At 65.1% G+C, this 13,717-nt stretch carries 12 protein-coding genes; 8 read left to right on the top strand and 4 right to left on the bottom strand.

Features of this window, described 5'->3' with window-relative positions; genetic code table 11:
• The first annotated feature begins 70 nt into the window (after nt 1–70).
• From KVP70_RS13940 to KVP70_RS13920, 5 genes are all read left to right on the top strand, one after another.
• A complete protein-coding gene (locus KVP70_RS13940) occupies nt 71–2,725 on the top strand; it encodes a PAS domain-containing hybrid sensor histidine kinase/response regulator family protein (protein WP_217942821.1) in 2,655 nt (884 codons plus the stop codon).
• 135 nt (nt 2,726–2,860) lie between these two features.
• Nucleotides 2,861–3,277 carry a DUF2141 domain-containing protein gene (locus KVP70_RS13935; protein ID WP_217942820.1) on the top strand — a complete coding sequence of 139 codons (417 nt, stop codon included), beginning with the start codon at nt 2,861–2,863 and terminating at the stop codon, nt 3,275–3,277.
• A gap of 14 nt (nt 3,278–3,291) precedes the next feature.
• Complete coding sequence (locus tag KVP70_RS13930; RefSeq protein ID WP_229224801.1) at nt 3,292–4,791, top strand: carotenoid oxygenase family protein; 1,500 nt, start codon at nt 3,292–3,294, stop codon at nt 4,789–4,791.
• A gap of 17 nt (nt 4,792–4,808) precedes the next feature.
• The gene (locus KVP70_RS13925; RefSeq protein ID WP_217942819.1) at nt 4,809–6,002 is read left to right on the top strand and encodes a sensor histidine kinase; all 1,194 of its coding nucleotides are present in this window, start codon (nt 4,809–4,811) and stop codon (nt 6,000–6,002) included.
• A gap of 20 nt (nt 6,003–6,022) precedes the next feature.
• Nucleotides 6,023–6,778, top strand: coding sequence for a LytR/AlgR family response regulator transcription factor (locus KVP70_RS13920; RefSeq protein ID WP_229224824.1), 756 nt, complete (start codon nt 6,023–6,025; stop codon nt 6,776–6,778).
• On the opposite strand, the gene KVP70_RS13915 is transcribed toward KVP70_RS13920, so the two are convergent.
• Nucleotides 6,741–7,466, bottom strand: a complete 726-nt coding sequence (locus KVP70_RS13915) for an ArsR/SmtB family transcription factor (protein ID WP_217942818.1) — start codon at nt 7,464–7,466, stop codon at nt 6,741–6,743. The two genes, KVP70_RS13920 and KVP70_RS13915, sit on opposite strands and share 38 nt — an antisense overlap.
• 75 nt (nt 7,467–7,541) lie before the next feature.
• On the opposite strand from KVP70_RS13915, the gene KVP70_RS13910 reads away from it, so the two are divergent.
• Complete coding sequence (locus tag KVP70_RS13910; protein ID WP_217942817.1) at nt 7,542–7,949, top strand: RidA family protein; 408 nt, start codon at nt 7,542–7,544, stop codon at nt 7,947–7,949.
• On the opposite strand, the gene purT is transcribed toward KVP70_RS13910, so the two are convergent.
• The gene (purT, locus tag KVP70_RS13905; protein WP_217942816.1) at nt 7,927–9,138 is read right to left on the bottom strand and encodes a formate-dependent phosphoribosylglycinamide formyltransferase; all 1,212 of its coding nucleotides are present in this window, start codon (nt 9,136–9,138) and stop codon (nt 7,927–7,929) included. The two genes, KVP70_RS13910 and purT, sit on opposite strands and share 23 nt — an antisense overlap.
• Nucleotides 9,139–9,192: 54 nt before the next feature.
• Complete coding sequence (locus KVP70_RS13900) at nt 9,193–9,933, bottom strand: DUF481 domain-containing protein (protein ID WP_217942815.1); 741 nt, start codon at nt 9,931–9,933, stop codon at nt 9,193–9,195.
• A 335-nt stretch (nt 9,934–10,268) separates the two neighbouring features.
• On the opposite strand from KVP70_RS13900, the gene KVP70_RS13895 reads away from it, so the two are divergent.
• Entirely contained in the window at nt 10,269–10,907 is a 639-nt protein-coding gene (locus KVP70_RS13895; protein ID WP_229224800.1) for a PEP-CTERM sorting domain-containing protein, read from the top strand.
• Here KVP70_RS13895 and KVP70_RS13890 read toward each other — a convergent pair.
• Nucleotides 10,897–11,805 carry a LysR family transcriptional regulator gene (locus tag KVP70_RS13890; protein ID WP_217942814.1) on the bottom strand — a complete coding sequence of 303 codons (909 nt, stop codon included), beginning with the start codon at nt 11,803–11,805 and terminating at the stop codon, nt 10,897–10,899. The two genes, KVP70_RS13895 and KVP70_RS13890, sit on opposite strands and share 11 nt — an antisense overlap.
• A gap of 131 nt (nt 11,806–11,936) precedes the next feature.
• Between KVP70_RS13890 and gcl the strand changes: the two genes are divergently transcribed.
• The gene (gene gcl / locus KVP70_RS13885; protein ID WP_217942813.1) at nt 11,937–13,712 is read left to right on the top strand and encodes a glyoxylate carboligase; all 1,776 of its coding nucleotides are present in this window, start codon (nt 11,937–11,939) and stop codon (nt 13,710–13,712) included.
• Nucleotides 13,713–13,717 lie beyond the last annotated feature (5 nt).

Below are 13,717 nucleotides of genomic sequence, written 5' to 3'. Positions count from 1 at the left end.
TGCAGGCGTAGCCAAACCGGCCTACAACATGTAATACTTTGATATCATCTTTCTAGTGAGTACGCTGCCCATGGCGTTGAAACAGTATCTGCCGTCCACCCTGCGCTTCAGGCTCAGCGGCCTGGTCATGCTGCTGGTGCTGGGAGCGACCGTCACCGTGACGGTGGTGGCGCTGGTGCTGGCCGAGCGCGACATGAAGGAAGTCATCGGCAGCCAGCAGTACGCCTTGCTGTCCGGCGCCGCCGCCCACATCGACGAGCACCTGGCCGGCAAGAAGGCCATGCTGGCGGCGCTGGCCGAGTCACTGCCGGCATCCACGCTGCGCGATCCCGCGGCGCTGCGCGCCTACCTGAAGGCGCGGCCGACCGCGCGCGGCCAATTCTCTTTTTTGGAAATCTACGACAGCGACGGCCTGCTGACCGGCGCGCTGGAAGAGGACATGCCGGCGCAGCCCTTTCGCGCCGCCGGCCAGGAATGGTTCGACCTGACCGTGGCGCGCGGCCGTGGCGTGGTGTCGGCGCCGTTCGCCAGCAAGCTGGCCGGCGCGCCGACGGTGCTGATCACGGCGCCGGTGTTCGACAGCGACGGCCGCGTTTCGCTGGTCCTGGCCGGCGGCATCAACCTGCTGCACTATGCGCCGTTCGAGTCGCTCAGCGCGCTCAAGCCGGGCAGCACCGGCTTCACCTTCATCATGACGGCCGAGGGCGTCCTGCTCAGCCATCCGAACAAGGCGCGGCTGCTGCACCATATTAACGAGCGTCCGGGCACCAACCGCGCCACCGAGATGGCGCTGGGCGGCTTCCAGGGCTGGACCGAGGCCGGGAACAAGGATGGCGTCAGGGGCATCTATTCCTACCGCCGCCTGCAGCACGCGCGCTGGATCGTCGCGGCGCGCTTCCCCAGCGACGAGGCGCTGGCGCCGTTGCGCGAGATGCGCTACGAGGCCGCCGCCGCGGCGACGCTGTTCGCCGGCCTGGCCGGCCTGCTGTCCTGGCTGGGCATCGCGCGGCTGCTGCGGCCTTTGCAGCGGCTGCGCCGCAACATCGCCGAGATCAAGAACAGCCGCGCCGGCATCCAGGTGCTGCAACTGGACCGCAAGGACGAAATCGGCGAATTGAGTGGCGCCTTCTACCGCCTGATGGCCGAGCGCGAGGCGGCCCAGCTGCGCACCTATGAAAGCGAAAAGCGGGCGCGCATCCTGGCCGACAATCTGCCGCTGCTGATCGCCTACCTGGACCGCGAACGGCGCTTCCTGTTCACCAACGAGCACTATCGCACCCAGTTCGGCCTCGATCCGCACGAGATGCTGGGCCAGACTGTGTCCGACATTTTCGGTGCCGCCGCCGACAGCTGGCTGGGCGACCTGGATCAGGCGCTGCTGGGCCGCCGGCTGCACTTCGAACGCGCCTTCGAGCAGCAAGGCCTGACGCAGCACTTCATGTTGGACCTGGTGCCGGACGTGGCGGCCGACGGCATGGTGGTGGGCACCTACCTGATGGCGATGGATATCACCGACCGCAAGAACGCGGAGCTGATCCAGGCCGCCGGCGAACAGCGCGCCGCCGCCGCCAGCCGCGCCAAGAGCGAGTTCGTGGCCAATATGAGCCACGAGATCCGCACGCCGATGAACGCGGTGCTGGGCGTGGCCTACCTGCTCGGCAATATGGACCTGAGCGCGCAGCAGCGGGAGTACGTCGACATGATACGGTCGTCCGGCAATGTGCTGCTAGGGATACTGAACGATGTGCTGGACTTCTCCAAGATCGAAGCGGGCCGCATGGAGCTGGCGCCGTCGACCTTCCAGCTGGACGAGGTGCTGGCGGCGGTCAACACGGTGATGACGACCACGGTGGCCGCCAGCGGCATCCGCTTCGACATCGCCACCGACGCCGCCGTGCCGCAGGCGCTGGTGGGCGACGCCATGCGCCTGCAGCAGATCCTGATCAATTTGGTCGGCAACGCCATCAAGTTCACCGAGCGCGGACAAGTGCTGTTGCGGGTGGAGCGTTCGGCCAACGGCATGGCCGGCTATGCCGGCGACGCCGTCGGCCTGCGCTTCGTGGTGCGCGACACCGGCATCGGCATGGACCAGGAGCAGCAGAGCCGCTTGTTCGAAGCCTTCAACCAGGCTGACGCCTCGACCACGCGGCGCTTCGGCGGCACCGGACTGGGACTGGCGATCTGCCGCCGCCTGGCCGAGTTGATGGGCGGCGCCATCGCCGTCAGCAGCACGCCGGGCGAGGGCAGCGAGTTTGTCGTGACGCTGCCGTTCCTGCTGCCGAAGACCACGATGCCGGCGGCGCCCGAGCCGGCCGACGAGTACCTGGCGGAGCAGCGCCTGCGCGGCGTGCGCCTGTTGCTGGTGGAGGACCACCCGCTCAACCAGGTGGTGGCGCGCGGCATGCTGGAGTACGCCGGCGCCAGCGTCGACATGGCGGAGAACGGCCAGCTGGCGGTGGAACGCCTGCGCGAGCATCCGCACGACTATGACATCGTGCTGATGGACGTGCAGATGCCGGTGATGGACGGCTTCGCGGCGACCGGTGTGATACGCCGCGAGCTCAAGCTGGACCTGCCGATCCTGGCGATGACGGCCGGCGTGATGCAATCGGAGCAGGAGCGCTGCATCGCCGCCGGCATGAACGATTTCATCGCCAAGCCGGTCGACGTCGAGCAGATGCTGGACATCATTTCACGCCATATTCCGGCCGGGCGTCGTCCCTGAGGCGGGGCCGCAGCGGTCTGTATTTCGCGCCGGCCGGCTGCATTTCGCGCCGCATTTGCGCATTTCGTCGCATCGTTCTCCGGGCCGGCGGGCCGCTGGCTAGAGTGGAGCCTCTTTCACTCAACGGAGTTCACCATGCGATCCACCAGCTTTGCCGCCGCCTTCCTGACCATCCTGGCGTTGACGCCCGCCGTCGCCGCCGACCTGAAAATCGCCCTCACCGGGGTTTCCAGCGCCGACGGCCAGATCATGGTCGCCCTGTACAACTCGGCCGACAGTTTCCTGGGCAAGCCGTTCCGCGCGACCGCGGCGCCGGCCGTGGCGGGGGCCACGCAGATCGAGTTCAAGGACCTGCCGGCTGGCGACTACGCCTTCTCGCTGTACCACGACGCCAACGCCAACGGCAAAATGGACCGTAACCTGATCGGCATGCCGACCGAGGACTACGCCTTCAGCAACAACGCCATGGGCAAACGCGGCGCGCCGGAATATGAGGCCGCGCGCTTTGCGCTGCCAGCCAGCGGCGCCACGGCCAGCGTCAGCCTGCGCTGATCTGGGAGGTCGACATGAGCCACGCGATGAATGAGCGCCGTCAGTTCCTGACCCGCAGTATCGGCCTGGCCGCGCTGGGCCTGAGTTCCGGCGCCGCGCGGGCCGACAGCGACACCTACCGCCGCTTCCACCAGGCGCTCGAGCACGACGCCAGGCTGTCGGCGTATGCCGGCGTCACCGGTGAACTGGCCGGCGATGCGGTGATCCACGGCCGCATGCCGGACGACCTGCAAGGGACCTTCTACCGCAACGGGCCTGGCCGCTTTGAACTGGGCGGCGAACGCTATCACCACTGGTTCGACGGCGACGGCTACGTCCAGCGCTGGCAGGTCGGCGGTGGCAAGGTCAGTCATCGCGGGCGCTTCGTCGCCACCCAGAAGTACATCGAAGAGACGGCGGCCGGCCAGTTCCTGTATCCGGCCTTCGGCACCTACATCGACCGCAGGCCGGTCAAGTCCAACGACACCGTCAACGTCGCCAATACCAACCTGCTGCCGTTTGGCGGCCGCGTGTACGCCTTGTGGGAAGGCGGCTCGGCCATCGAAGTCGATCCGCAGACGCTGGAGACGCGCGGCATCAAGACCTGGCGCCCGAACTTGAAGGGCATGCCATTCTCCGCCCATCCCAAGGCCGATCCCGACGGCGGCTTGTGGAACTTTGGGAACATGCCCGGCGCGGACAAGCTGATGATCTATCGCCTGAATGCGGCCGGCGAAGTGGCGCGCACCGGCATGGTCGATGTGCCCGACCTGAACATGGTGCACGACTTCGCCATCAGCGCGCGCCACCTGATCTTCCTGGTGCCGCCCTACGACATGAAGTCCGGCCCGGAGCTCAGCCTGGGCGACAGCCTGCACTGGGCCGGCGCAACGCGGCCGCTGCGCGTGATGGTCATCGCCAAGGACACGCTGCAGCTGCGCCAGGTGTTCGAGCTGCCGGCGCGCATGGTGTTCCACGTCGGGAACGCGTTCGAGGACGGCGCCTGCACCCGGCTGGACGCCGTGATGCACGAGGGCGATACGCTGCACGAACTGGCGGACGTCATGCATGGCGAGATACGGCCATTCCGCGACGGCTCCAGCACGGTGCAGATCACGCTGGACTACGTTGCGGGGCAGGCGCGCGAGGCGCGGCTGTTCGGCGCCAGCGAATTCCCGAGGGTGGCGCCGCAAGTGGTGTCGGTCCGCCACCGAAAGCTGGCAGTGATGGGCGTGGCGCCGGGCAGCGCGGACGACAGCTTCAATACCGTGAACCTGATCGACATCGACAGCGGCAAGGCGGACAGCTACCGCTTCGACGCCGGCTGGGTGGCGGAGGAGCATGTGCTGGTGCCACGGCGCGGCGCCCGCGCCGAGACCGACGGCTATCTGGTCGGCGTCGCACAGGATGTGCGGCGCGGCCAGACGGTGTTGACCGTGTTTGATGCGCACAACATCAAAGCCGGCCCGCGGGCGATGGCGCGCCTTTCTTATGCGCCGCCGCCCTGCATTCATGGTAACTTTCTGCCGTCCTGAATATTTTGGAAACCTCGATGAACCACAGCAGCAAACAGGTCACGGCGCCTTTGGACTGCGACAACGCGCGGTTGGCGCACCCGCTGGAACTGATGCCATTTTTCCGCCGCTGGCCAGCGTCGACGCGGCGCGACCTGCTGTACACCCTGATCTGGAACTGCGGCCTGGGCACAGTCTTGACGGTGGTTGATGTGCTGGTGTCGGGTAGCGAGCGGCTGGTGACGGGGCATTGGCTGCCGATGCTACTCATCTCGAACCTGATTGGCTACCTGATCCACTTCGGGCACCTGCTGGCCAACGCCGTCAGCGGCGGCTGGCCGCGCCGCGCCACGGGCTTGCCACGGCTGGTGTTCAGCATCGTGCTGGTGGGGGGCAGTGTGGTGCTGGGTCTGGGGATGGGGACCGCGCTGCTGAACGGTAAAGGTTTCGGGCAGGTGATGGGCAACCGCAGCGCGTTGAATCAGTCGCTGGTGGTGGCCGCGGTCATCGCGCTGATGATGTACCTGATAAGCCGCAGCGCCGAAATGCGGGTGGCGCAGGCGCTGGAGAAGGCGCGGCAACAGGAGCTGATCGCCTCGACTGCACGCCTGCTGGCCGAGGCGCGGCTGCGCGCCTTGCAGGCGCAGATCGAGCCCCACTTCCTCTACAACACACTGGCCAACGTCGTGAGCCTGATTGGCCCGCAGCCGGCCAAGGCCCAGCGCTTGCTGGAGCGGTTTATCGACTATCTGCGCGCCAGCCTGGCGGCCAGCCGCAGCGAAGAGGCCACACTGGGCTCGGAGGCCAGGCTGATTGCCGCCTACCTGGATGTGCTGGGGGTGCGCATGGGTGAGCGGCTGCGCTACCGCATCGAAGTGCCCGACGCCTTGCGCCAGTTCGCCATCGCGCCGATGCTGCTGCAACCGCTGGTGGAAAACGCCATCGCCCACGGCCTGGAGCCGAAGGTGGAGGGCGGCGAGATCGTCGTCAGCGCGCGCGCGGACGGCGAACGTGTCTACCTGCAGATCAGCGACACCGGCGTGGGCCTGGGCAGCACCATGTCGGCCAAGCCGGGCGGCGGCGTGGGCCTGAGTAATCTGCGCGAACGCCTGCGCAGTTTGTACGGCGGCGCTGCTAAGGTAGAATTATTGGAAAATCAACCCTGTGGCATGACGGTGCGCCTCATGTTGCCTTTAAATGCGAGTCCGACATCGATACACTCCGTGCCCTGATCGCCGATGACGAAGAACATCTGCGTGATTATCTGGAAGGCCAGCTGAGGACAGCATGGCCGGAATTGAAAGTGATCGCCAAGGCGGCCAACGGCCTCGAAGCCCTGCGCCTGATCGACGAACAGGCGCCGGACGTGGTGTTCCTCGACATCCGCATGCCCGGCATGACGGGCCTGGACGTGGCCGCGCGGCTGGTGGCCGGCGCCAAGCCGCCGCATATTGTGTTCGTGACGGCCTTCGACCAGTATGCGGTGGAGGCGTTCGAGCATTCGGCGGTCGATTATCTGCTCAAGCCCGCGAGCCAGGAACGGCTGGATAAGACTGTCGGCAAGCTGAAAGCCGCGTTGCGTTCAAGCGCGCCGGCAGCGGCGCCTGGTGTGACGGCGGCGACGCTGCAAGCGCTGTTGCAGCAGCTGGGCGGCGCGGCCCCCGTCGCGGCGGCGCCGGCGCCCACCCTGCAATGGATACGCGCCTCGCAGGGCGAACACACGCGGCTGATCGCCATCGACGAGGTGATCTACTTCCAGAGCAACGACAAGTACACCAGCGTGTTCCTGGCCGACGGCGAGAGTCTGATCCGCACGCCGATCAGCAAGCTGCGCGAGCAGCTGGACGAGCAGCAGTTCTGGCAGATACACCGCAGCGTGATCGTCGCCGCGCGTCATGTGGCCGGCACCCGCCAGGATTTTCGCGGACGCCTGATGGTGGAGCTGAAGGGGCGCGATGAGCAATTGGTCGTCAGCCGCAACTACGTGGATCTGTTCCGGCAGATGTAGGCGCCAGCAGCCTGGCGAATGCTGCGCGCCCCTTGGGCGTCACGCTCACCACGCGCGAACGCGGCGCCCGCAATATCCAACCCTCCCGCACATACATGTCCAGCAGCGCCGCACCCAGCGTGCCCGAAAGGTGGGGGCGGCGCTGGGTCAGGTCGACACAGCATCGCGCAAACGGACGCCGGCTTCCCGGAGGCGGCTGCCCGGGAACGCCCAAGGCAGTCAACTGCCGCCGGCCCGCTTCCGTCAGTTCGTAGTCCTGGCCGGCGATTTCCAGCCACTGGTCGTCGATCATTTTTTGCAGCAGTTGCACCGCGAGTTCGCCGGCCAGATGGTCGTAGCAGGTGCGCGCTTGCAGGAAGTGCGGCGGCATTGCCCGCACCAGCGCCGGCGCCGGCGGCTTTTTGGGCTTGATCGACATGCTGAACGAGGCCAGGCTTTCAATCATGTGCGCAGCTTCCGGGCTGGCGATGCGAAAGTAGCGGTGGCGGCCCTGCGTGTCCGCCGCCAGCAGCCTGCCGTCGACCAGTTTTGCCAGGTGGGCGCTGGCCGACTGCGCCGAGATGTTGGCTGCGAAGGCCAGTTCGCCCGCCGGCCTGCGGGTGCCGTCGATCAGCGACCAGGCGATCGTGGCGCGGGCCGGGTCGGCCAGCAAGGCCGCGACCAGCGCAATGTCAGGATTGTCGTCCATTGTTCATCCCAGGCTGAAGTATCAGTGCCTATCTTGCCTCAGAATGCGATGCATTGTCCATAACGAGGAGCGTCAATGAACACACAGCACCATACCGGCGTGGCGGAGCGGATCGGGCGATATGCCGATGGGGTGGAGGCGTCGGCCGGCTCGCGATGGCTGTACAGCGCGGGCACGCCGGGCATGCGGGCCGATGGCACGCTGCCCGGTGATATCGCGGGCCAGACCGAACTGGCGTGGTCGAATATCATGGCGGTGCTGGACAAGGCCGGCATGACGGCGGCCGACATCGTCAAGATGACGCACTACCTGGTCAACGCCGCGGACCTTCCCGCTTGCGTCGCGGTGCGTAACCGCGTGCTGGGCGAGCTGCGCCCAGCGTCGATGTTGATGGTGGTGGCGGCCCTGCCGCGGCCGGATTTCCTGGTGGAGGTGGAAATCGTCGCGGCGCGGCCGCTTGTTACTTGCCCAGCACCGGCTTGACCTTGGCCGCCGCCTCCTTGGCGCGCAGGCGCGCGGTTTCCACGTCGTCGGCGACGGCCAGCGCCACGCCCATGCGGCGGCGCGCGAACGATTCCGGCTTGCCGAACAGGCGGATGTCGGTGCCCGGCACGCGCAGCGCTTCGGCCACGCCTTCGAAGGCGATGCCCGCCGCCTCATGCTGGCCGTAGATCACTGCTGACGCGCCAGGCGTCTTCAGCGCCACGTTGACCGGCAGGCCGAGGATGGCCTTGGCGTGCAGTTCAAATTCGCTTTGTACCTGGGTCGCCATGGTCACCATGCCGGTGTCGTGCGGGCGCGGGCTCACTTCCGAGAACCAGACCATGTCTTCCTTGACGAACAGCTCGACGCCGAACAGGCCCAGGCCACCCAGGTCGCCGGTGACTTTCCCGGCGATGTCGCGCGCGCGCTCCAGCGCCAGTGGATTCATGCGGCACGGCTGCCAGGATTCGACGTAGTCGCCCTGCACCTGCACGTGGCCGATCGGATCGCAGAATTGTGTCTCGACCTGGCCGTCGGCGCCGATGGAGCGCACCGTCAGCAGCGTGATTTCGTAGTCGAAGTCGATGAAGCCTTCGACGATGACGCGGCCCGAATCCACGCGGCTGCCGGCGGCGGCGTAGTCCCAGGCGGCTTTGACTTCGGCGGCGCTGTCGATCTTGGACTGGCCTTTGCCCGACGAGGACATGACCGGCTTGATCACGCACGGGAAGCCGATGGCGGCGGTGGCCGCCTCCAGTTCCGCCAGGCTGCTGGCGAAGCGGTAGGGCGACGTCGCCAGGCCCAGGGTTTCGGCGGCCAGGCAGCGGATGCCTTCGCGGTTCATGGTCAGCTGGGCCGCGCGCGCGGTCGGGATGCAGGTGATCTTGCCGGCTTTTTCCAGCGCCGCCAAGGTGTCGGTGGCGATGGCTTCGATTTCAGGCACGATCAGGTCTGGCTTTTCCTGTTCGATCAGCGCGGCCAGGGCGGCGCCGTCGGCCATGTTGATGACATGGGCGCGGTGGGCGACCTGGTGGCCGGGCGCATTCGGATAACGGTCGACGGCGATCACTTCCACGCCCAGGCGCTGCAGGGCGATGATGACTTCCTTGCCGAGTTCACCGGAGCCGAGCAGCATGACTTTGGTGGCGTTAGGAGACAGGGGAGTACCGAAAATGCGGGGAGTGTTCATGTAAACGTCCGGGAATAAAGGGAAAACGGTAAATGGCGCGCAGGCGCGGCGCTGTTAGAACGAGTAGACCAGCGTCACCGACGTTTGGGTATCGGTGTTCTTTTTATCTTCCGGCACATTGGTGTCGTTGCGGACGCTGAACGCGGCCTTCATCTGCATGGTGCTGTTGATTTTGGTGCGCAGCGCCGTCTCGGCCAGCGAATGGATGTTCGAGGTGCCGCGTTCCACGCTCAGGTTCTGGGTGAACAGGGCGCTGTCGCTCAATTTCCATTTCAGGTTGGCCGCGCCGCGCACGGTCATGCCGCTTTCCGCTTCGCCGGTTGAACGGGTGCCATTGAAATAGCCAGGGCCGATTTCCACGTCCAGGCTGTGGTCCGGCGTTTTATACGTCTCAGTGCCGTAGCCGACGCCCACGGTGGAGTAGCGCGTGTAGGCGCCGAATTTGTCGTTGACGTGGGTGGCCAGCGCGAACAGCTTGTCGTGATCCTGAAGCAGCTTGTATGCGGCCTTGGCGGAGAACGAATAGCGCTGGGCGGAACGTTCGCGCACTTTTTCGCCGTCGGCTTGCGTGACCTGTTCGTCCTTGAAATAGCCGGCCAGGACGTACTCGTTGCTCCAGTCGGGCAGCTCCTGCCTGGCATCCAGCTTGCCGGTCACCGAAGTGCCGACCGTGTTACCCGAGGTGGAGATGGCGCCCAGTTCAGCGGAGTTGTTCCAACCGTGGACAGGGGCGGTATCCGCAGCGGCAAGGCCGTGGACCAGGGCAAGGGTGGAGAAGAGGAGAATCGCTTTCATGGCGATATTGTACCTTAGCCCAAAAAACAACGCATACAAAGGGGCGCCAGGGCTGCGTGCGAGGCCGTACAAAAAAATAACCAAGCTTGCGAGAAGATCAATATACTTTACAAAGGGGTATCGATCATGAACGCCGCGCTCAGCGTGTCGCAGTTGCTGTTTTGGCGGTGGCGCCGCTGCCGCGCAGCTCCTGGGGCGATCTGCCGCGTCCCTAGGTACGCAAGAGCGTGGGGCTGGACGCTGGAACCCTGCAGGCGGCATATCAAACCATGCAGATGGACGACGAGATGCGCCGCCAGCGGCATCTGGTCGCGCTGCGCTAACGAGGATACAGGATGAGAGCTTTCACCGCTGTAGCATTGACCGCAATGATGTTCGCCTACGGCGCCCGCGCCGATGACAATGTCGCCTATCTGGCCAAGGTCGCCACGTATGGCGCCGGCATCGGCGACTCCGCGGGCGCAGTGTGGGGCGGCGGCATGGCGCGGCTTGATAGTGTGACGGATGGCGCGTTCAACCCGAGCGGGCAGCAGTGGAATTTCGATTCGGTGTATTGGTCCGGCACGCAGAGCGGCGTGACCATCACGCTGGCCCATGCCGCATTGGTCAGTCAGCTGGTGCTGGAGGCCGATAATAACGATGACTACCATATCGAGTTCCTCGACCAGGACCATGTCTGGCAAGGCCTGACGGCCGTCGATACGGACAGCAACCCTCCCGGACAAAACATGTATCGCGGCCCCTTGGAGTCGCCGGTCGTGGCGCGGGCGTTTCGCATCTCCGCCAGTGGCGACAATCACTATTCGATCGCCGAGTTCCAGGCGTTAGGGGCCTGGGTGGTCGATGAGGAACCGGTCGTGCTGCCGGTATCCCCGGTTGATCCGTTGCCGGTGCCGGAGCCTGCCAGCTACCTGATGCTGGCCGCAGGCCTGGCGTTGCTGGCGCTGGCCGGCCGCAAGAACATCAACTGGTAAGCCAGTAATCCGGCCGCGCGTAGATTTCCTTCAGCATGTCGATGAAGAAGCGCACCTTGGCCGGCAAGTGCCGTTGCTGCGGATAGACGGCCACGATGTCGTACTGCGGCAGCGCGTAGTCGTCCAGCACCGTAATCAACTCGCCCGACGCCAGTTGCGACTGGATCTCCCACGACGAGCGCCACGCCAGCCCCAGTCCTTCCGTGGCCCAGCGGTGCAGCAGTTCACCGTCGTTGCAGTTCAAATTGCCATCCGCCCGCACAGTCACCTGCTTGCCATGATCCTGGAAGTACCAACCGCGTTGCTGGCCACCTTGCAGGTTGAAGGCCAGGCAGTTGTGCTGCGACAGGTCGTCCAGCGTGCGTGGAATGCCGTGGCGTTCGAAGTACTCCGGCGTGCCGCATACCACGCGCCGGTTGCTGGCCAGCTTGACGGCGACGAAACTGGGATCGATCACGCCGCCAATACGGATACCGACGTCATAACCATCCCGCACCAGATCGACCACGCGGTCGGTCAGGTTGAACGATATCTGCACGTCTGGGTGTGCGCGCACAAAGCCCGCCGCATGGGGCGCCACGTGCTTGCGCCCGAAGGCTGCCGGCGCCGAGACGATCAGGTGGCCGGTGGCGCGGTGCCGCCCCTCGGACACCATGCGGTCCGCATGCCCCAGATCCGCGAGCAATTTGCGGCAATGGTCCAGGTATAGCGTGCCTTGTTCGGTCAGCGTCAGATGGCGGGTGGTGCGGTGCATCAGCTTCACGCCCAGGCGCTTTTCCAGCGCGTCGATACGCCTGCCCAGCATGACGGGGGTGATGTGTTGGCCCATCGCCGCGCGTACCAGGCTGCCCTTTTCGGCCACGTCGACGAAGGCCTCGATTTGCGTCAGTTTATCCATATGCAGATTATTCCACACTTATTCCATATTTTGAGTATCGAATAAAGCGAGAGTTTGTCTTCTTATCACGGGCCGCCTTTCCCGCTACGATGATCCCATCAAGTTCAGTACTTAACCATCAGGGGACAATCATGGCACGGATGACAGCAGCGCAGGCAGCAGCAATCGTTTTGGAAAAAGAGGGCGTGAATCAGGTGTTCGGAGTTCCGGGCGCCGCGATCAACCCATTCTACGCGGCGTTGAAGAAGCAGGGCAGTGCCAAGCACATACTGGCGCGTCACGTTGAAGGCGCTTCGCACATGGCCGAGGGCTATACCCGCGCCAAGGCCGGCAACATCGGCGTCTGCATCGGCACCTCCGGCCCGGCCGGCACCGACATGATCACCGGCCTGTATTCGGCCCAGGCAGATTCCATACCTATCCTCTGCATCACCGGCCAGGCCCCGCGTGCCCGCCTGTACAAAGAGGACTTCCAGGCGGTCGATATCGAATCGATCGCCAAGCCGGTGACCAAGTGGGCTGTGACCGTGCGCGAGCCGGCGCTGGTGCCGATGGTGTTCCAGCAGGCCTTCCACATCATGCGCTCCGGCCGTCCAGGCCCGGTGCTGGTCGACCTGCCGTTCGACGTGCAGATGGCCGAAATCGAATTCGACCCGGACACCTACCAGCCGCTCGAAGCCTACAAGCCTAAAGCCACCCGCGCCCAGATCGAAAAAGCGCTGACGATGCTGAACGACGCCGAGAACCCTATCCTGACCCCGGGCGGCGGCGTCATCAACGCCAACGCCTCCGAGTTGCTGGTGCAATTCGCGGAGCTGACCGGCATTCCAGTGATCCCGACGCTGATGGCGTGGGGCTGCATCCCGGACGATCACCCGCTGATGGTTGGTATGGCCGGCTTGCAGACCAGCCACCGCTACGGCAACGCCACCGTGCTGGCATCGGACTTCGTGTTCGGTATCGGTAACCGCTGGGCCAACCGTCACACCGGCACCATCGAGGTGTACACCAAGGACCGCAAGTTCGTCCACATCGACATCGAGCCTACCCAAATCGGCCGCGTCTTCGGCCCGGACTTCGGCATCGTCTCCGACGCCGGCGCCGCATTGAAGCTGATGATCGAAGTGGCGACCGAATGGAAAGCCGCAGGCAAGCTGAAAAATCGCTCGGCCTGGGTGTCGCAGTGCCAGGAACGCAAGCGCACCATGCAGCGCAAGACCCACTTCGAACAAGTGCCGGTCAAGCCGCAGCGCGTGTACGAAGAAATGAACAAGGCTTTCGATCGCAACACCTGCTACGTCAGCACCATCGGCCTGTCGCAGATCGCCGCAGCGCAGTTCCTGCACGTGTACAACGCACGCCACTGGATCAACTGCGGCCAGGCCGGCCCGCTGGGCTGGACCATCTCAGCCGCGCTGGGTGTGGTCGCCGCCGATCCGCAGCGCAAAGTGGTCGCGATTTCCGGCGACTACGACTTCCAGTTCATGATCGAGGAACTGGCCGTGGGCGCGCAATTCAAGCTGCCGTACCTGCACGTGGTGGTCAACAACTCCTACCTGGGTCTGATCCGCCAATCCCAGCGCGGCTTCGACATGGACTACTGCGTCCAGCTGGCGTTCGAGAACATCAACGCGCCAGAGCTGAACGGCTACGGCGTCGATCACATCGCCGTGGTGGAAGGCCTGGGCTGCAAGGCGATCCGCGTCCTGAACGCAGATGATCTGCCAGCCGCCTTCGAGCAAGCCCACAAGTGGATGGAAGAGTTCAAGGTGCCGGTGGTGGTCGAAGTGATCCTGGAGCGTGTGACCAATATCGCCATGGGCACGGACCTCGACAAGGTCAACGAGTTCGAAGAGCTGGCGCTGCGCGGAACCGACGCACCTACCGCAATCTCCCTGCTGGACTGAGAGGA

The sequence above is a fragment of the Duganella violaceipulchra genome (genome assembly GCF_019166075.1).
Taxonomy (GTDB): Bacteria; Pseudomonadota; Gammaproteobacteria; order Burkholderiales; family Burkholderiaceae_D; genus Rugamonas; species Rugamonas violaceipulchra.
This window is presented reverse-complemented; position numbering and strand designations above follow the sequence as displayed.